We start from the raw sequence: 19,727 nt of genomic DNA, 5'->3' as shown, positions 1-19,727 counted from the left end.
AATTTTCTTATTGCCCATTATTAGCAGGAGCCTCTCCTGCATTACCGCCAGTCTCTGGTTGTGTGGTCGCTGGAGGTGTCGTATTTCCTTGGCCTCCTCCGTTATTTGCTGGAGGTGTTGTATTTCCTTGGCCTCCTCCATTATTTGCTGGAGGTGTCGTATTTCCTTGGCCTCCTCCATTATTTGCTGGAGGTGTCGTATTTCCTTGGCCTCCTCCGTTATTTGCTGGAGGTGTTGTATTTCCTTGGCCTCCTCCGTTATTTGCTGGAGGTGTCGTTCCTTGACCATTTCCATTATTTTGTTCATTTTGTTTCTTTTCTTCTTCTTGTTTCTTTTGCTCTTCTAGTTTCTTTTGTTCTTCTTGCTTCTTAAGTTCCTCTTGTTTCTTTTGCTCTTCTTGTTTTTTCAGTTCTTCCTGTTTCTTTTCTTCTTCTTGCTTTTTCTCTTCTTCAGTTTTTTGCTGCTGATCTTGTTTTGGTTGTTCTGTCGTGTCCGGTACGCTCGTATTTGGAGAAGAATCACGTTTTTCACCTTTTATACGTAACTCACTGCCTTCTTGAATTACACTACTAGGCATTTTAAAGCGTGATTTATCCGTAGCCATTTCACTCATCATTTTTTTAAAAATCAGTTGTGCAATTTTCGTATTTTTACTACTAATATACTCGTCTTTACCATCTTTCATATATCCAGTCCATACTGCCATCGTATATTGCGGCGTATAACCTGCAAACCAACTATCACGAGTTGCACTTTCCGGAATATTAAATTTCGCTAATTGTTTTGAATCATAGTTTGTTGTACCTGTTTTTCCAGCTACATCTAAAGAACTTATATTTGCCGCTGTACCAGTACCTGATGTTACTACTGAGCGAAGCATATCAGTAATCATATATGCTGTAGAGTCAGCTATAACTTGTTTTGGTTTTTGCTCAAAACTTTGTGATTTTCCGTCTGGATAAACTATTTTCTTAACAAAATGCGGTTTTGCATACTTTCCACCATTACCAAATGTCGCATAAGCACCTGCTATTTCAGTTGGTGATACTTCGTTTGTACCAATCGCTGTAGATTCTTTCGGTGCTGAATCAAATGTAATACCTAATTTCTCAGAGAACTCCTTTGATTTATTAAGTCCTACTTCTTTTGCAGTTTTAACTGCTGGAACGTTACGTGACATTTTTAACGCTTCACGCATAGTAATTGGGCCTAAATGACTTCTGTCAGCATTTCGAAGTTCTTGTCCAGTTGAATATTTAAATGGAGAATCATCAATTTGATGATACGTAGCCCATTTTAAGTATTCAATTGCAGGACCATAATCAAAGATTGGCTTCATAGTTGAACCAGCTGCACGATCTAATTCAATTGCCATATTATGGCCTTTAAATACTGCTTTATTTTCACCGCGTCCACTACCTATAGCACGAATCTCTCCTGTTTTCGTATCCATAAATGTGAAAGCACCTTGGAATTTATCATTTGGATAATTAATAATATTTGTATTCAAAATGTTATCAGCTAATTCCTGTGCTTTTGGATCCAATGTTGTATAAATTTCTAAACCATCAGATCCAATATTTACATCTGGTATTTCCTTTTCTACTTCTTTCACTACTGCATCCATAAATGCAGGATATGGCATCGCTTGTAGCTCAGCTGCACTCTTAATATTTTTATCCACGGGTACTTTCGATGCTTCTTCCATTTCTGCTTTTGTAATATAACCATGTCGATTCATTAATTTTAGTACAACATTTCTTCTTTCTGTTGCCCTTTGAACATTTTCTGGTTTCGATGGATCATAGTTATTTGGTGCTTTCGGTAACCCTGCAAGCATCGCAACTTCTGGTAATGTTAAATCTTTCAATTCTTTACCATAGTAGTTTTGTGCTGCTGTTGCGATTCCATATGAACGATTTCCTAAATTAATTTTATTTAAATACATTTCTAAAATTTCATGTTTTGAATATTGTTGTTCTAGTTTATACGCTAAATATATTTCCTGAACCTTACGTTTTGATGTTTTTTCCATCGATAAGAAGTAGTTTTTAATAACCTGTTGCGTTATTGTACTTCCACCTTGTGAACCGTAATCTCCTTTAAGACTCACCAAAACAGCACGGGCAGTACCTTTAAAGTCTACTCCGCTATGCTCGTAAAAACGTGCATCCTCTGTTGCTAAAAATGCATTTTCTACTAATTTAGGAATTTGATCATACGTAACATTCGTCCGTTTTTCTTTCCCGTATTCATATACCAAATCGCCATTTTTATCATAAATTTTTGAGGATAACGGATTAACAAGTTTCGCTTTTTCAAGTTTCGGTGCATCCTTAATCATTACAAAGAAAGTAGCAACCCCCGCCACTAAACCAACAATACCAAGTAATAAACAAGTAATTAAAAACTTGCGAAAGAATGATGTTTTACCTTTTGGTTTTTGTGTTTTAGAAGCTGGCTGTTTTTTCTTTTTAACTTGTCGTCGCTCCTCTCGAGAACGATAATTTTCTGACATGTTACTTTCTCCTGCCTTTCAATTCTCCCGTTGATTTACTTAAAAATATTGAGGTCACTTTCTAAAATGAATTTAATTAAGAAAGTATATTGACCTGGAGCATTCAATATTTTCCTAATTCACAGATTATAAATTTTAGAATACTTCTTATACAAAGTATTTTCACTTCTATTTTTCCTAATAATGCTGCCCCTTTAAGCATAGAATGTAAAAAGTGAATTTTTAATACCTCGTATAAATAATATACCTTTTTTTCAAATGGTCAATATTTTCTTATTTATAAATCAAAGGTGAAATAAAAATAGCACAACGATATGTACTTCGTGTGAACTTCCTTATAATTACGTATAACGAACATTTAATATATTGCATATAAGTATAATATCTCTTTAATTATAAGGATTTCAACATCCCAACCCCAACATCTACAAGAAATTATAAAAATTGAAAAGCAAGGAGTTGCGTAATAATGGAATTATCTCCCGTGATTTCAAAAAGTATAGTTGCTGTTGGCTATAATCCATTTTCTATGATTTTACGTATTCAATTAAAGAATGGAATGTATGATTTCTTTAACGTGCCTGAAAACATTTACACCGGTTTATTAAATGCACATTCTAAAACGAATTATCACAATACTTATATTAAAAATTCTTTCCGCTATACTAAAATTTAAACTTAAACGAAATGAAAAAAGAAAGGAGGTAATCCCCCTTTCTTTTTTCATTTCACGACTCAGCTATCTTCTATTTCTCTTATTCATGTCATCATATGCTTGAATTTGTTTTTTTAATCGCCGATCTGCTTTTTTATCGTGTACAACTAAAATCGCATGTATAACCCCTGGAACCCAAAATATTAATGTTAATATGAAATTAATTATTGCTTGAAATGGTTTTCCACAAAATAATACGGCTACGGGTGGAAGTAGAATTGCCAACAAATACATCATCGCTTGAAAACTCCTTGCTTTGTATTTTTTATCTCTCTTCTCTTCGTACGCTAATAAAACCAATTATTTTAATTTACTACTAATATCTTTTCTACTGCTATATATTCTATTCTAATGCAAAAAAACTTACCACTTCAACTTTTCTACTTATGTAAAATTGAAATTTTACATATCTCCTTTACATGAACAATTTCATATTATTATTTTTTCTAACCTTTCTTCTTTCTCTATTATAGTTAATCCAATCGCAGAAATAGCAGTTCCTATCGCTTGTATCCAAACACCAATGAGTGCTATTATTCGCTCATTTTTCTTATCAACCATACTGTCTTCCTTTTCAATTTGGTTATTTGATATATTAATAACACCTTGAAATGCTTGAAGTCCAGCACCTAAACTTTGCAGAGAATTACCTAATATTATAATTCTCTGTATTGCTTTCATCTCAAGCAAAGCCGCTTCCACTCCTAAAAATGCACCAATCGATTGTAAACTGTTCCCGACAATTATAAGATAATCATTCTCTTTCAATTGCTCATTTATATTAAAATATGTTCCGATTACATTTGATATATTCCCTAATGCTAATAACTCAATGCCCATTTTATCAAGCATTTCACTTTTATTTTTCAAACACGTATTTTGATTTTCTCTGTCACTTTCATCTTTGGTTTCATTAATCGCTATAATTTGCAATATATAGCCGAGGGCTTGTAATGAGCTTCCTACAATTACAAGATCTGATTCAACTTTCTCTTCTCCGATAAATCCTCTTGTCGTCCCAATTGCCGCTGTAAGATTTCCGCCTACTTGAAACCATGCTCCCGTCACTTTTAAACCGCTTGGGTTCATTCTTATCACCTATTTAGAAATTTTCTAATGTTTTCGGAATACATAAATGGTATCCTTTAACTCATATTTATTTTCTATATGTAATTTTGTGCATTCAATAATGTGCTAATCAAACAAAAAAGCACCTTAAAGGTACTTTTTTAAACAAAGTGTGTATCATTAAAAATATGACAATTAAATATATATTTACGTACATTCTGGACATGTTAATGAAGTTCCATTTTTATCTATTGTTATATTCAATATATATTGAATGGCATGATGTGACCACATTTCAGGTGTGGGTGACTCGTTTACATACTGCGGTGCACACGAATACAGCATCGGGGTGCTAATACTTCCGCCCGGATCTAAAGCAACAACAGCCATACCAAAGGGCAATTCCAGTGCCAAAGATTTCGTAATGCCTTCAATTGCAAACTTTGAGGCACAATATGGTGCAAGCTCTGCTTCTCCCTCTCTCCCCCAACTAGAACTCATATTAATAATCATTCCTTCTTTCCTAGCTACCATCGCTGGGACAAATGCTCTTATTACATTTACTACACCGTTTACATTTATATTCATTACATTTTCGAATTCTTGAGCAGTTACTTTCCATAGTGGCGCATTTTTATTAACAATTGATGCATTATTTATTAACAAATCAGGCGCTCTATTTCTATGAAATATATAATTCGCCCAACCACTTACTTGCTGAGAATCTGAAACATCAATTATTTGAAAATCATGTGTATTACCGTAATATTTTTTTAATTCTTCAATTTTATCTTTTGAACGTCCACATCCATATATATTCCATCCCAATTCATGAAATCGATAAACCATTGCACGACCTAACCCTTGCGTCACTCCTGTAATAATTACACTTTTCCCACTGCTTTTTTGTTTCAAGCCTCTCTCCTCCTTTACAATATTTTATTATCTTCTTTTACATTCAGCCATTTACTAAAGTATCAACTCATTTCATACTTTAGAAGGAGTTTTTATATAAAGAAAAAGAGTAACGCTAGCAGTTACCCTTGTTTATATATCAAAAAAATCATTATTTATTTCGTTATTACTTTTAAATTTCAGCTTCTCTTTCCCGCATTTCTCACACCGATACACATAAGCTACACCTAACTTACCCTTTTTAAAATCTTCATTGTCCTGTATCTTAATAACACTATACTTATGTTTACATTTAGATTCATCTAAAAAATTTTCAACCCATTTTTTCAACATAGAACTGTTCACCTCTATGAAAGAATCTTCATTTATTCTTATTACATACTTTTACATAAATTCTCAATCTCATGTTGCAACTTTTTAAATTGCTCAAAATGCATAGTGATAGAGTGACTGTTACCATAATCAACACTATGCTTTACAAATAAAACACCAGTGTCATGAAAAATTGCTTCCAGTTCTTTTCTGATGGATACTTTCGTTATATGTGCTGTTTTAATAGCCGATAAAATTGCAATTTCATTAAATTTTAATTTTATTTCATTTGGACAAAATGCTTCTTCGACCAATATAACTTCATTGCTATAAATAAGTGCAACAAGATTACTTGATTTTGCATCTGTTAAATCTACTTTTTTTATAACATTATTCATTACATTTTGCCTCCTTTGTTTTCGTATATATTAATTATACAATCACTATTTTTAATTACTCATCCTTACATTAATTTTAACATACTTTTATTGTGGGATTAAGCTACCCCTCAAATGATTTACTATTCCACAATTTTTGTTACATGAACCATTTGGACTATAGTATCATATAGTAGTGTTAACAAATGATTGTAAAGCGGGTGAAAACCATGCCCTCAGTTGTAGGGAATTTAGTTGTACAAAATAGTAACGGTTCATTTAACTTAGGTGATTTCTACAACGTTTCTCCGAAAGAAAATACGAAGGCTTATAATGGATCTGGTGCTTCAAACGTTGGTTTTGTTGTTAACACTTTTAATGGCGTGAGCGCGACTAATACATTTGATTCTGACCTTGCAGATCAAAATCAAGTGGGTACAGCCTAATCCTATTTTCCATCGTTTTGTTTAGAAATTTTAAACTTGTCTATACTATAATCAGGCTGTTACACAGCTATTGTTGATTTTTGGAGTACCCTATCTTTTTCTCCCTTTCCCTGGGGCTTAGCAGCTAGTATGAAGCTAGCTGCTTTTTCGTTTTATTATTTCTATCCCTCATCTAACAAAAATAAAAAAGCTAAAACTTAAATTTCAGCTTTCTTTACGTTATTTCAATAATATCCGAAGTATTTAATACATAAGTTCTATAAAAAGCGTCAGTACATATTACTATGCGCTTTAGCGGGTTTATATGCACAACTGTCATATAACTTGTAAGGATATATCCATCTTCAAAATATGTCACCAATATTTCTTTTTCAGACAAAAAGGATGTTAATAATGTATCAGAAATTCTTTCTTTAGCTTCGTTTGTTACGAGCGGTTTTTGTACTTTAAATTTTTCTCCAACAACCTCTCGTATACTTAACAACTGTTCAGACATTACTGTAAACGGAACACATTCTCTTTCTACTTTCTGCACCTTTGCATCATTCATTTCTTTATCTCCTTGATCATTTATCCATTTTAATTCATGCAAATTAATTTCAACTATTCTTTCATAATTCCTTGACTCATATTCACACCATAAGAACATTCGTTCTAATTATACACGAACCTACGTTCTTTTGAGAAGAGATATAATTATATTTTTAATAAAATATAATTTAAATTACTTATTTTTTCTTCTTCAAATGAGCTTTTCACTTCTTATTTAATAGGACGTTCACAAATCAACAAAAAAGTTTTAATTTTCAAGTTTATTAACCATCTATAAATGAAAACATATATTATAAAGAACGAACTCACAAAGTTTCTATGAAAAGAGAGCAATTTAAACACTCTCTTTTCTTACATACGGTATAAGACTATCTATAAATAATTCCTCCTAATTATTTCATATATCTTGGTTGTACTATTATATGTAACTCCCTCTCTGTTACTGCTTTTTTGGGGTTACGAAAATACTCTAATTCGTATTTTAATACTTCATACTCAATCATCCCGATCTTAATCCCTTTCGTTTCTTTTAAAATAGCTAATAAGTTACTTATATCTTCATCGTTCGATTCAAAAACTTTCCCTGCATCTTCTCTTTGAAAAATTACTTTCACATGTTCTCCTCCTATGTAATATATTTATCTATTCAATAATCCATTTAAAAATGTTCATTCTTCCTCTGAAAATTCCATACTAAGAAGAATATCCATTTTAATGGAATGCTTTGCTTTTTACTTCATTTAACATCAATATTAATGTATGTTTCATTCTGCAAACTATGTTTATCCACTTCAAAAAAGTAAAACTTAAATCAACTCAAGTTTTGTTCATTCCCGACTAATAATTGGCCTACACCAATCGTACTACCTACAAATAGTGAGTAAAAAATAAGAAATTCACTTTATATGTAATGAAATTAAATAAATAAAACATTATAATATCAATATTTTCGGAAGTAATAATTATTCTTCTTTAAAATAATTACATAAATTCCCATTGTAATTCTTAATATTTATATGTAATATTGTATTGTCTTACTATCTATTTATAACTCACACACTAACTAGAAAAGGGAACCTATATAGGTTCCCTTTTCTAATTACAGTCATTATTTTTTTTCTAGAAATTCAAATGTATTTTTAAATTCTTTGCCGTTCACCTTAATATCAGCATCTTTCAATAAGTCATTGACTACTTGTTGTTTCCATTTCCCTGTCGTATCTTGTAGTCTTTGCTGTTCTAAGTCTTTACGAATGCTATCTTTCACTTCATCAAATGGCTTCAATTCTTTTTTATCTGTCACTTTAATAATATGGTAACCGTAAGTTGTTTTTACCGGATCACTTACTTGTCCTGCATCTAATTTATATGCGGCTTCCTCAAATTCTTTCACTGTTTGCCCTGGAGCGAAACCAGTTATTTCTCCGCCTTGTTCTTTTGAACCAGTATCCTCTGAGTATTGCTTTGCTAAAGCCACAAAATCTTCACCATTATTTACTTTCTCTTTCACTTCTTTAGCGGTCTTTTCATCTTTCACTAAAATGTGACTTACCTTTATCTCTGGTTTATAGTTATTTTTTACATCTTTTTCTGTAACAGTCGCTTTAATCGCTTTCTCAAATGCGATTTCTGGCTTCATTTTTTCTTTTAATTCATCTTCATTTTTCAATCCAACTTGTTCTAAAGTCGATTTGAAGTTGTCACCCATTTTATCTTTTGCTTCTTCAACTTGTTTTTTCGCTTCCTCATCTGAAACTTTATATTTATCTAGTAATGCCTTACTTAACACCATTTGGTATAAAGTACTTTCTCCATATTTTTGTCTTAATTCTTTACTTAATTCTTTCTCTGTAACATTTCCTACTTTTGATGTTACAACGTTTTCTGAGGAACCACATGCAGATAATGCCAGTACTACGCATGAAATAATTGTTCCTAAAAATAGCTTGTTCTTTTTCAATTCAAAATACCTCACTTTTATTATGATACAAAAACAACTATACAATGTTGATGTGTAAACAATGTGTTTTCTACATGTAATTCATTTCATTCATATAATTTTGATATATAAAATCTATCGTATTCGAACCATCTTGAACTCTAGCAATAACTAAATCTAGCTGAGATGCTGCAATATCCCAATCTATATTTCCATTCCATTTTGAAATATCGATAATATAACCCAATACAATTCCTCCCCTTTTTCAAAGCTTGTTTTATTGAAAGCCACCTATACTTAATACTAGCTATCTATAATATAAATAAAGGGAATCTATATTGTTTTTCAAAACATACAAGCTTTTAATTAAGTTTCTACTAATTTTTCATAATCTGATTACACCATAAAACTCCATATCATTATCAACTCAACTAAAAATTTCATATTATATATTAATACGCTATTACAAACTAAACAAAAAACGCAGTATACCATACTGCGTCTTAGGAGCTGATTTCATGGAAAAAAAACCTATCGTTTTCAAAGTTCCACCAAACTCAAAACTAAAAATTACATTTTTCGGTCCTTGTAACGAGGTCATTACAAATGTTTCTATAATTAATCAACTTTCCACACCTAGGTGTCAAACTATTACCCAATATCCAGACTATAAGAAATACGAAACTGAAGTGCAATCATTATCCAATTGTTAATCCATTCTCTCCACAATTTGATTAGCTAAACAACTTTGGTAAAAGACTAAAATTACTCATTTCATGATATTTCATTGATATTCTATTGATTATTCACACGTTTTTATTAACAGAACATATATTATCGTATGGAGATTATCCACTCATAAAACCTATCTTTCTTTAGAGCATACTGTTTATGTATGCTCTTTTTTTATTTATCCCTCATCCTATGCATATAAAGTGAAACTTTAATCAGCCCTCACCAATCGGGCTGCCCGTTAATGCGGGATAAACCTGTTTATTTTTATATTTCATAGGCCATCTCCTCCTGCTTACTTATAAACAATTTAATCAATGTGAATTCAATATTACTCCATTATTTATTATACTTTTACTCCTCTGTTACATTAGTGTATTCATTCAAACTTTATATTCATCTAATATATTTCCTTTCTAAATTGACCATAGTTATATTAAAATCTTTATATACTCAAGGAGGTCAAACATGTTCAAGTTGCATCCAATACTACTCATCTTAGGATTTATTTTATTTTTATATAGTGTAATCGCCTTAATGTTATTCCTTTCTATTCAATAGCAATACCTTCACAAACCTTTGATAAATATGTAATTTCCATATAGTAAAGAAAAAATGTACTTATACAGACATAAATCAAGATATCTTTTCTATTCCGTTAGACAGCTAGCATATGTAATACCAAAGAACTTTTACAACTATGTTACTCATTTCTTTATACGCTGTTTATTACCTGCAGAATATCTAATAGTCATAATAAGCTAGCACTTTCAACTTTATTTCCTAGCATGTGAAATTTTCATGAATCAAACTATACTTAACCTATTTACTTATATATTTCAGAAAAACAATAACAATCCCCCACCATTTGGTAAAGGGAATTAAGTAAATCTACTGAAAAGTATTTTATTCTATTCGTTATTTAATTGGAGAAGGGAATCTTGCCGCTTCGAAATGTGAACCATCTTCTGAAGGACTTAAAACTCCATCTACACTACTTTGTGCATAAATCTCAACTTGATCTCCTTCATTCAATTGAATAATTGTCGAAACACTTACTACATTTCCAAAACTTATTGGACCAAAAAAATCATTATCTATAGCTATTGCTGCGTTTCCATTCACACGAATTTCTACACGAGCTCTATAATTTAAGCTCGGATCGTTTGGAAAGAAACCAATTGTTCCAATAATAGAGTAAACTCCTTTCGTCTTCGGCATAAAAATAGAAGTTGCAGGATCATACTCATTTGCTAAATCAAATTGTTCATTTTGGAACAATACCTTTACAAAAGTATTGGCAGGAACCGTTTGATCCACCGTATTTCTCGCTCTAAATGCCGATGCCCTAACAAGCTTATCCTTGTTGTCATTACACTTACTCGTGTTCTTACAACAATCATGTTGTTTCTTTTTATACTCTTTACAGTACTTACAGTAGTTATAGCAAGACATACTAGTCCCCCTTTCATGCTTATTACTACATATTATGTAAGAGGGATTCGCAATGTTTGGACGAGCTATTGTTTTAATCCAAAACTTGCGCCTATATATATACGTGGGCGGAAAACATATCAATAAAACTTCAACTTAGATGTATAATACTTACTATTCAAATTTGATAAATTCTTCTCTTACCTAGTTTATTTTTATACATAAAAAAGAGCGAATCTACATTCGCTCTTCCTCACATATTTATGGCCCAAAGCTTATCATCCAACCGAATATATATCCAAATATAGCAAACAGCAGCATAAAAACAAATAAGCTACATGCCCACAATGCATATTTTCGACTTTTGCTTTTTGTGATCATACCTACAACTGAGCACACCACTCCAATACCAACTATTTGCAGAAAACCTTTCCCTATAAATGTTTCTTGAATGAGCAATATAATGTTCAAATACAATAACGCTAGAAAGGCAATAATTAGTGAAATAGTCCCCATCCACGTTTCCTGTTTATAAATATGATTCTTTCTTTTTTTTAAGAATGCCAATTCCATAACCTCACTTCACCTACTTTCAAGTTTCTAACTTTTTCGTTGATCATCAATTTTTCAATTTCTACTTTAGGTCCTGTTACAACTGCCCCATATGTTTTTATCCCATTTTTTTCAAGAAAAGAAATACGCTTTGACAACTCTAATACTTTCGCTCTAGATAACTTCACCGCTAAACTTTCATGCTTCTGTAATGACTTTAAAACATCAATGAATTGTTCCTCGTGAGGTGAATCATTTACAAAAGCACCACTTGGCATGGACATTATATCTGCTGGAAAACCAATCGGGGCTACATACATCCCCTCATCATTCATTTGCTTCTCCTCTAATCCTGTATGAACGGCATACCACACAATATCAATAGCAGGAAACGTATTGGTTACCTCTTGTACACTTAATAATTCCCTAAAAGATACAAATGCTTCTACAACAGATTCTTGTGGAAGTCCTTTTAATACCTGCGCTTCTTCGCTACTATTGTACGACGTATTATAGTTATTAGGATGAGACAACACCTCGTTATCTATATATGGGACTTCTGGAATTTTTTCATCTGTTGTATATTCACGAGTTACTTTCGTCGCTCTACTAAATACATAATCTGTTTTCTCTTCTCCTATTCGAATATCTTTCTTTCCTATCCTTTTATACAAATCAAAATGCAATTGCAAACTAAGCGGTAACAACGTTTGCTCCATGTCCCTTTCTTTCATAAATACATTAGGTTCTGTTACACTTAACGTTTGATTTACTACATTCCGTATCTCCATCGCGTTTGTAGGTGCCAATGTATAATATAAGAGTGTAGATATATATAAAATAGGTTGAATAAGTAATAAAAAAGTAAATACAATTAAAACATTCGTAATACGTGCTCTTTTTTTACCTATTTTCAACACTTGCTCCTGTTTTCCATCAGGAAGTGCGGCCGGTCTTTGATGAAGAGCTTCTTGTAACAATTCTTTATAATCATCTTGTTCAGAATGAAATTTATCATTTGTCATTTTGACTTTTTTCCTCCTTTAACAATTCTTTTAATCTCTTTCTTCCGCGAAATACGTGACTTTTATACGTGTTTAACTTTACATCTAATACAGAAGCACCCTCTTCGTACGTTAATTGATGTACGTCACATAATAAAATAGCTTGTGCTTCTACCACCGGTAAAGTATGAATAATCTGAATTAATTTTTCATAACTATTTTTGGCGACTACGTACTCTTCTGTAGATTCCCCCGCTTGTATTGTCTCTAATTCCTCTGTTCCTACAAAAGTTACTTTTTTCTCTTTCCTAACAAAATCAATAAATGTATGATATGCCACTTTAAAAAGCCATGATTTCACCTTTTGATTTTCATAGTCTTCTAAATACAGATACGCTCGATAAAAAGTCTCTTGCATCAAGTCCTCCGCTACATGATGGCTGCGAGAAAGGGAAAATAAATACCGATACACATCGTTTATATAAACCTTATATATTTCTTCAATCTCCATCCCCCTCCTCCTTTCATATATATCACGAATAAGCAAAATAAAAAGTTGCATTATTTTTCCTTTTTTATTTATAAAAAAAGAAATATTATTTATACATTTTAATAACTATTTACAATTATAAACAAAATATGTGATGTTATGTCTGGATATATCCTTTCATACAGAGCCATTAACCATCATTTGTCATAATATAAAATAATGCTCTTTTTTATCGGTATTTTCTCATCAAAAAACTCCACTTATAGTATGTACGAAGATTATTACATCGGTTATTTCCAATTAATAGGTAAGGACTCTTTGACGCCTGCATATACACCTCACCATTTACGGGTAATAAGACTCCAAAAAAATTCGACACATGCGAGAAAGATAGATAGGAGACAGGTTGCCCGTTTATATCCGATTGGTGAAGGCTAATTATTAGTTTTGGATACCTGCCCCCTACTGATTAAACTTTCAATTTATAGATTAAATACAGTTCCATATGGGATAGTAAGAAAAGAACTTCCATACGGTGTGATTTGATGCACTGGGTAAAAATACTCCACGGATGAATAATACGGCTGGATACCTTGTTGCTGCATTTGCATTTGTTGTTGCATTTGTAACGCTTGTTGAACAGCTTGAACTGTACTTTGTGCTCCGCTAAACGTGATTGATGTACCATACGCTGGTCGCATACCAGCTTGATTAGCAAAATACGAATAAAACATTATTTTCAACTCACTTCCATATAAGCTATTACAAACCATAGTATGATTCTTTTTTTAGGAAGTGCTGAAAACTAGTACATTAGCTTTTAGTAGGTTTCTCATTTCATTATTTCTTTTAATAGCTTCAATTTCATATTTTACTTACTCGTTTCAATTATTAAACGTGGTTGAATTTTTAAAGCAGAATAAAAAAATAAAATTCTAAATGGAACTCCATTAGACCCTAACTTAATTAAACTTATAATTACCATTAAATCTTTACAATACTACTAGTCTCATAAGAACACCTTCATTTTGTTTACATATACTTTTACAAAACATTCTTGGGTATTTCACATATAATTTGTACTCATAAACACATTACATTTAGAAACAAATATTGATTATCACATGACTTACTATTTAACTTTTTTAAAAGGAGGTAATTATGAAGAATAATCACAACTCAAACGATCCGTGCGAAAAATTCCAATTTCCCTGTTTTATTTCTATATCACCTTGCGATCAAAGTAATTGTTGTACACCTGTTTTTTTCTCATTTTCTCAGCAACAAGAATTATTGTCCCTAATTAACCAATTAAACCAAGCTATCCTTTCTTTCTTTACCACGCCAAATCCGACAACTATACAAATACTCCAATCTGCATTACAGGCATTAAATGATTTAATCATTACAGTGCAACCAAATACTCCAAATAGAAATTTAGTTATACGAACTATAACTCAATTAATCAATTCCTTACCTACTGCATCTCTTACTCAAATCTCTGCATTATTTCAATTTCTATTCCAAAATTTATCTTCGCTCATTAGTTGTTCCAATATATCGGACCCATTGTTGCAACAAACATTCAACTTAATTTTGCAAGGAATATTGAATAGTTCTCTATTAAATATTACCGGAATACCCGGTCCTACTGGCGCGACTGGACCTAGAGGATTTCCAGGACCTAAAGGAGCGACTGGACCTCAAGGGGTGCAAGGTATTCAAGGGCCAGAAGGACCAGAAGGAGCGACTGGACCTCAAGGGGTGCAAGGGCTTCAAGGGCCAGAAGGACTCGAAGGACCTACTGGACCTCAAGGCGTGGAAGGGCTTCAAGGGCCAGAAGGACCACCTGGACCTACTGGGCCGCAAGGTGTACAAGGAATTCAAGGACCACCTGGACCACCTGGACCCACTGGCTCTGGGACTGGAATGGGAGTTCCTGGACCACCAGGGCCGACTGGACCTCAGGGAGTACAAGGTATTCAAGGGCCGGAGGGACCAGAAGGACCTACTGGACCTCAAGGGGTGCAAGGGCTTCAAGGGCCAGAAGGACTCGAAGGACCTACTGGACCTCAAGGGGTGCAAGGCATGCAAGGACCGGAAGGACCACCTGGACCGACTGGACCTCAAGGGGTGCAAGGTATTCAAGGGCCAGAAGGACCACCTGGACCTACTGGAGATTGTGAATGTCCACCGGGGCCGACTGGACCTACTGGACCGACTGGGCCAACCGGACCGACTGGACCTGCATGTAATTTCCTTGTTTATGTTACAAACGCAGGAGCCATAGATGACCCTACAAATGATACAGTATCTGTTATTAACACCGGAACAAATACGGTGGTTGATACAATTACTGTAGGTAATGCACCTCTTGAAGTAACAGTTTCACCAAATGGCGCTCGTGCTTATGTTACTAATATTTTTTCTGATACCGTTTCTGTTATTAACACATCTACAAATTCCGTTATCGCTACCATTCCGGTTGGAAGCAACCCGATTGGTGTCGCTGTTTCTCCAAATAACACAACTGTTTATGTTGGAAATCATGGTAATAATACAGTTTCTGTTATTAATGCTGCTACTAACACAGTTGTTACTACCATTCCGGTTGGCAACGCTCCACAAGGAATCACTGTTTCTCCAAATGGAACCTTTGCATATGTTGCAAACGAATTAAGCAACAATATTTCTGTTATTAATACTGCTACGAATACAGTTAGCGCTACCATTCCGGTTGGCATTCGTCCTAGAATCATCGTCTTTACACTAGATGGTACTCGCGCGTATGTCACAAATCAAAACAGCAATACTGTTTCTGTTATTGACACCGCTACAAATACTGTTATTAATACAATTAGCGTAGGTTCTGAACCGGTTGGTATAGATATTACACCAGATGGCACTCGTATTTACGTTGTGAATAAAGTTAGTAATAATGTATCGGTAATAAGTGTGGCGACAAATACGGTAATTGATACAATTCCTGTTGCTTTATCCCCGGATCAAGTAACCATCATACCAGATGGTACTCTCGCCTACGTTACAAACCAAGGTAGCAATACTGTTTCTGTTATCAATACTGCTACAAATACGGTCATAGATACGGTTCCAGTAGGTGTTGCTCCAACTGGTATAGCAACTGGAACTATTTGTGAATAATATAAAAAAACAGCGGGACAAAATTATGTCTCTCTGTTTTTTTATTTTTTGTACGCCTTAAAAATTTTATATTCATAGTGGTACCCCTTATGTACTTTTAGTTAATTACAAATTACTTATATCACGCTCTAATCTTATTTTTTTAATCTCCTATTCATCACCTTCTAAATTCCTGTGCAAAATAAAAAAGCAGCTGTTAAGCTACTTTACATTCCTTTTATCCCCAAGAGAAATGATATATATTCTCCCGTCACACTTTGATTAATCCCAATAATTCTGGCAAACCTCATTAAGTCCGCCCCCTGAAGAAAATACATCGTAAGCGTGACTGGCACTTGTGACCACATAAATTGATAAAACTCCTCGATTCTCTGATTTGTTGAAACAATTAAATCATTTACAGGCCCTTGATTCCATACAGAAGTTCTAACTGAATTAAACGGAAGATCTTTCCCGTTAACCACTATTCGTGCCATACTTTGAGTTATGTCCACAACAATTCCCTCCATTATTACAAAAATTGGACCTATGTATTTACTCCTTTTGTTATAAATATTCTTTACTTTTATAAATGTTTAAGGCAAACATCTATTTTTTACTACGATTCAAATGAATTTATTTATTTCAGTAAAAAATCAAATGAATTTTAGTATTTACTTCCTCAACTTCCGGAACATTTATATATTTTATAACCTTGTTTACTTTTAAAAATCCGATATGCAAAATTACATATTTTATTATCTCAATATTACTTTATTCACTACAATTTGATAGGAATCCATTCCAATCACTTAACAAATCAACATTTGTAATTTAATTCCTTATTTCAAATTACACAACTTTATTTTTTAACACTATATTCGAATAATTATATTGGAATTTCTTGTTGTATACACATCTATCTTTTTCAGGTATTATATATGAGAAGGGTAAGGTAAGAGTTACCCTTTGCCATTTTAGGAAAGGTCCTGTTGGAAACAACAGGACCTTTTTTCATATTAGCAAAAGCAATCTTAATTTACTCATTCCATACATCTATCGCTTCAAAAAAATATTTTAACCATTTCATCTTTAAGCTTTCGGACTTACAGTGCTACACGGACTCTTCTGGGTAAATAGCTATTCACGCTACTTTTTGCATAGCCAACTTCCAGTCCATCTTGTGTACCGTTAAAATACTTCAAGAGTCGTTCTTGTTCCGCCAGCTCTTCATCATCTATCATCTTTTTTAACTTGGCTTTTGTTTTGAGTTTCTTTACATTAGTAACACTCCTTTTCGCAATAGTCACGTTACCTTTTAATTGTTGGTCCCATTTATCTTGTGATTTCCACTTTCTGATTTGATATGGCTTTAAGTTTAATTACTTCGCAATCTCAACAAGTGGCTACTAACCATTACTTGCTCTGTATATTTCGAATGCTTTATCACGGTCTGGACTGCGCTGTCTTGCCATCTACATTTCACCTGCCACCTCAATTCCCATGAGTTTACTACTTAAGCTAATCGCTAAATAAAGTGAAACTATAATCACTCCTCACCAATCGGACTTTTATGGGCAGCCCGACCCCCACCTAAATTCTTTGCTTTCGCTGCATTTTGAGGTGGGGGTCTTACTGCCCATTAAAGTGGGATAAATCTTATTTAAAAATATTGCTCATTTATTTGTTACGAAATCCCTTTCGGTTTGTATATGCCCATGTAAGATAAAAATATCTAAGGGAGACGGGACAAGAAACTTAAAATCAAAAAAACAAACAGATTTAAATCAGATTTTTACATTTCACCAGAATCTATTAGCGCTATCGGATTATCCATCGTATATTTCCACCTTGCAGGAATTATTTGCTTCTTACTTTTCTTTTTTGTTCGTTATGTTTGTTTTGTTAAACGTTAAACCCGATTGAAACCGCGCCTTTCAAATTGTTAAGTATTAAAAAACATAATAAAAAAGAGTGCTATAAATATATGCACTCTTTTAAGAGACTTTACCAATCTCGACGATTATCATGATCATGATCATGATCACGGTCATGATTACGTCTGCGACGACACTCATCACAATCGCAGTCACGTCTACAATGACAGTCGTTAAAATCGTTTCTTCTGCGTCTACGACCGCATCCGCAAAATACTAAATCATCCCAAAATCTATTACAATCTCGGGAATGTCCAAAATTATTATTACATCCCATAGATATGATTCCCTCCTCTAAAAATAGAATTCATCATATTCTATGAATAAATGGTGAAAACAGCTTGTTTACTAGTCTATATTTTTTGTTTTAGGCTAATAATATTTTAACTTACAAGTCTACATCACACCTTATCTTTTCTTAACAACAAACATGACGTCAACCAGATCATGACAGCGTCTACTATAATTGATATTGGTCTTTTCGTCCTTTTGCGGATTCTTACTGCCCATGCCCGTTCTCATGGGCTATGGTCATTGATTAAGAGCGCATAGATACGTTATCCTCACATTATGCTCTTTTCAAAGAACAATTAACTGTAGGAATATCATACCGTTGATTCCAATGTAAAAATTCACTGCCCAAAATACTGCCTGAATGGTACCCCAAAACTTCCATTTTTATATTCATATCATGCTTAACGCTCTTGTAAAATTGATAATTCCTGACTTTCTTTTCCGATAAATTTTCATCGTTTATTCCTTTTCCTAGTTTTAACAATAGGAACTTTTTATTGGTATGATGGAATTCTCTAAAATAAACAACTGGAAAGCGATGCTCAGGGACATAATAACAAACTTTCTGACATTTTTATTATCTGTATTTTTAGCCATTATTTTGTTTGCGAGATATGGATTAAGTAAAAAAGAAAACCTTTAGGTGCCCCTGACTAAAACTCAATATTCCGTCAATAATATAGACACCCCATTTCGAACCATATTCCATGATTAGTGCAGTTAGCTTTTGCTAGCTGCTCTTTTATTTCATTATTGCTCTTGTTACTTAAAGAAATTACCTAACTATATTTTCCAAATAAATACATATTCTTTATTTCTCCTCGAATAAAGTCAATAACTTGGCATATAATATCTATGCATCTAGATCATTACCCCTGTACTGAGCAGTTGAACTGGGCTAACTGCTCTTTTATATTGAGCAAATAATAAAATTTTGTTCTTATTTCTTTTTCAAATCATATATTTCTAACCTAGACGTTCAGTTCACTGTAAGTGCTCTTTTTTCATTTTAACCTAAAACAAAATGAAATTTTTACCACATAACTAATTGTTAAATATTTTATGCTTATACATTATAATGGAATAGTTATTGTATATTGGCATTAAGAGGAGTGTCCTAATTAAGCGCTTCTCTTTTTTTATTATGTTTCCTTTCATTTCTGAATCACATTTTTAACCCTGTTCATACTATTTTTCAACTTTAGGTTACAATCTATTGTGTAAGCGGAGCGTTTCTTTTGTACAACGAGCAGGTAGGTTTTTTAACTAACTGCTTTATTTTGCAAAAGAAAGATTTTTTC

Annotated in this window: 21 protein-coding genes and 2 pseudogenes; 4 read left to right on the top strand and 19 right to left on the bottom strand. The window is 33.0% G+C overall.

Annotation, left to right across the window (positions count from 1 at the left end; genetic code table 11):
- Positions 1–7: 7 nt before the first annotated feature.
- Positions 8–2,518, bottom strand: a complete 2,511-nt coding sequence (locus ACZ76X_RS16945; RefSeq protein ID WP_479851086.1) for a PBP1A family penicillin-binding protein — start codon at positions 2,516–2,518, stop codon at positions 8–10.
- Between the two features lie 469 nt (positions 2,519–2,987).
- On the opposite strand from ACZ76X_RS16945, the gene ACZ76X_RS16940 reads away from it, so the two are divergent.
- Positions 2,988–3,194, top strand: a complete 207-nt coding sequence (locus ACZ76X_RS16940; RefSeq protein WP_179955714.1) for a KTSC domain-containing protein — start codon at positions 2,988–2,990, stop codon at positions 3,192–3,194.
- 63 nt (positions 3,195–3,257) lie between these two features.
- On the opposite strand, the gene ACZ76X_RS16935 is transcribed toward ACZ76X_RS16940, so the two are convergent.
- The 5 genes from ACZ76X_RS16935 to ACZ76X_RS16915 all read right to left on the bottom strand — a co-directional run bounded on the left by ACZ76X_RS16935 (position 3,258) and on the right by ACZ76X_RS16915 (position 5,926).
- A complete protein-coding gene (locus tag ACZ76X_RS16935) occupies positions 3,258–3,470 on the bottom strand; it encodes a YqaE/Pmp3 family membrane protein (RefSeq protein WP_078418528.1) in 213 nt (70 codons plus the stop codon).
- 192 nt (positions 3,471–3,662) lie between these two features.
- Complete coding sequence (locus ACZ76X_RS16930; protein ID WP_479851085.1) at positions 3,663–4,322, bottom strand: DUF6944 family repetitive protein; 660 nt, start codon at positions 4,320–4,322, stop codon at positions 3,663–3,665.
- Positions 4,323–4,508: 186 nt separating this feature from the next.
- The gene (locus tag ACZ76X_RS16925) at positions 4,509–5,216 is read right to left on the bottom strand and encodes an SDR family oxidoreductase (RefSeq protein WP_479851084.1); all 708 of its coding nucleotides are present in this window, start codon (positions 5,214–5,216) and stop codon (positions 4,509–4,511) included.
- Between the two features lie 132 nt (positions 5,217–5,348).
- The gene (locus ACZ76X_RS16920) at positions 5,349–5,549 is read right to left on the bottom strand and encodes a hypothetical protein (RefSeq protein ID WP_046955721.1); all 201 of its coding nucleotides are present in this window, start codon (positions 5,547–5,549) and stop codon (positions 5,349–5,351) included.
- A gap of 41 nt (positions 5,550–5,590) precedes the next feature.
- A complete protein-coding gene (locus ACZ76X_RS16915; protein WP_098670615.1) occupies positions 5,591–5,926 on the bottom strand; it encodes a hypothetical protein in 336 nt (111 codons plus the stop codon).
- 209 nt (positions 5,927–6,135) lie between these two features.
- Between ACZ76X_RS16915 and gerPF the strand changes: the two genes are divergently transcribed.
- The gene (gene gerPF / locus ACZ76X_RS16910; RefSeq protein ID WP_001141565.1) at positions 6,136–6,351 is read left to right on the top strand and encodes a spore germination protein GerPF; all 216 of its coding nucleotides are present in this window, start codon (positions 6,136–6,138) and stop codon (positions 6,349–6,351) included.
- A 214-nt stretch (positions 6,352–6,565) separates the two neighbouring features.
- Here the strand turns inward: gerPF and ACZ76X_RS16905 are convergent, their stop codons facing one another.
- The 4 genes and pseudogenes from ACZ76X_RS16905 to ACZ76X_RS16890 form a co-directional block, all read right to left on the bottom strand.
- Entirely contained in the window at positions 6,566–6,901 is a 336-nt protein-coding gene (locus ACZ76X_RS16905; RefSeq protein WP_479851083.1) for a YolD-like family protein, read from the bottom strand.
- Positions 6,902–7,295: 394 nt separating this feature from the next.
- Positions 7,296–7,517 (bottom strand): hypothetical protein, encoded by a 222-nt coding sequence (locus ACZ76X_RS16900; protein ID WP_098670613.1) that lies wholly within the window; start codon positions 7,515–7,517, stop codon positions 7,296–7,298.
- 494 nt (positions 7,518–8,011) lie between these two features.
- Positions 8,012–8,863, bottom strand: a complete 852-nt coding sequence (locus ACZ76X_RS16895) for a peptidylprolyl isomerase PrsA (RefSeq protein WP_098670612.1) — start codon at positions 8,861–8,863, stop codon at positions 8,012–8,014.
- Between the two features lie 82 nt (positions 8,864–8,945).
- Positions 8,946–9,089 (bottom strand): annotated as a pseudogene (locus tag ACZ76X_RS16890) (N-acetylmuramoyl-L-alanine amidase); the annotation flags it as partial.
- Positions 9,090–9,360: 271 nt separating this feature from the next.
- On the opposite strand from ACZ76X_RS16890, the gene ACZ76X_RS16885 reads away from it, so the two are divergent.
- The gene (locus ACZ76X_RS16885; protein WP_098670611.1) at positions 9,361–9,555 is read left to right on the top strand and encodes a hypothetical protein; all 195 of its coding nucleotides are present in this window, start codon (positions 9,361–9,363) and stop codon (positions 9,553–9,555) included.
- A 937-nt stretch (positions 9,556–10,492) separates the two neighbouring features.
- On the opposite strand, the gene ACZ76X_RS16880 is transcribed toward ACZ76X_RS16885, so the two are convergent.
- The 5 genes from ACZ76X_RS16880 to ACZ76X_RS16860 all read right to left on the bottom strand — a co-directional run bounded on the left by ACZ76X_RS16880 (position 10,493) and on the right by ACZ76X_RS16860 (position 13,788).
- Complete coding sequence (locus tag ACZ76X_RS16880; protein ID WP_479851082.1) at positions 10,493–11,029, bottom strand: C1q-like domain-containing protein; 537 nt, start codon at positions 11,027–11,029, stop codon at positions 10,493–10,495.
- A gap of 240 nt (positions 11,030–11,269) precedes the next feature.
- A complete protein-coding gene (locus ACZ76X_RS16875; protein ID WP_342719342.1) occupies positions 11,270–11,581 on the bottom strand; it encodes a hypothetical protein in 312 nt (103 codons plus the stop codon).
- Complete coding sequence (locus ACZ76X_RS16870) at positions 11,563–12,585, bottom strand: anti-sigma factor (RefSeq protein ID WP_479851081.1); 1,023 nt, start codon at positions 12,583–12,585, stop codon at positions 11,563–11,565. Before ACZ76X_RS16870 ends, ACZ76X_RS16875 begins: the two co-directional genes overlap by 19 nt.
- Positions 12,575–13,075, bottom strand: coding sequence for a sigma-70 family RNA polymerase sigma factor (locus ACZ76X_RS16865; protein WP_479851080.1), 501 nt, complete (start codon positions 13,073–13,075; stop codon positions 12,575–12,577). The genes ACZ76X_RS16870 and ACZ76X_RS16865 overlap by 11 nt, the downstream gene beginning before the upstream one ends.
- A gap of 461 nt (positions 13,076–13,536) precedes the next feature.
- Positions 13,537–13,788 carry a DUF3947 family protein gene (locus ACZ76X_RS16860; RefSeq protein WP_098670606.1) on the bottom strand — a complete coding sequence of 84 codons (252 nt, stop codon included), beginning with the start codon at positions 13,786–13,788 and terminating at the stop codon, positions 13,537–13,539.
- A 427-nt stretch (positions 13,789–14,215) separates the two neighbouring features.
- Between ACZ76X_RS16860 and ACZ76X_RS16855 the strand changes: the two genes are divergently transcribed.
- Complete coding sequence (locus ACZ76X_RS16855) at positions 14,216–16,216, top strand: collagen-like repeat preface domain-containing protein (protein WP_479851079.1); 2,001 nt, start codon at positions 14,216–14,218, stop codon at positions 16,214–16,216.
- 217 nt (positions 16,217–16,433) lie between these two features.
- Here ACZ76X_RS16855 and ACZ76X_RS16850 read toward each other — a convergent pair.
- From ACZ76X_RS16850 to ACZ76X_RS16835, 4 genes and pseudogenes are all read right to left on the bottom strand, one after another.
- Positions 16,434–16,785, bottom strand: a pseudogene (locus ACZ76X_RS16850) (hypothetical protein).
- A 516-nt stretch (positions 16,786–17,301) separates the two neighbouring features.
- Complete coding sequence (locus ACZ76X_RS16845) at positions 17,302–17,505, bottom strand: hypothetical protein (protein WP_479851078.1); 204 nt, start codon at positions 17,503–17,505, stop codon at positions 17,302–17,304.
- Positions 17,506–17,604: 99 nt separating this feature from the next.
- Positions 17,605–17,670: a phage terminase small subunit-related protein gene (locus tag ACZ76X_RS16840; protein WP_479851174.1), complete on the bottom strand. Its 66-nt coding sequence runs from the start codon at positions 17,668–17,670 to the stop codon at positions 17,605–17,607.
- Positions 17,671–18,202: 532 nt separating this feature from the next.
- On the bottom strand, positions 18,203–18,409 hold the full coding sequence (locus ACZ76X_RS16835; RefSeq protein ID WP_479851077.1) for a hypothetical protein: 207 nt from the start codon (positions 18,407–18,409) through the stop codon (positions 18,203–18,205).
- Positions 18,410–19,727: the final 1,318 nt, after the last annotated feature.

This window comes from Bacillus sp. BC05(2025) (genome assembly GCF_056725905.1).
Note: the sequence above shows the minus strand (reverse complement) of the source record. Positions and strands in the feature narration are given on the sequence as shown.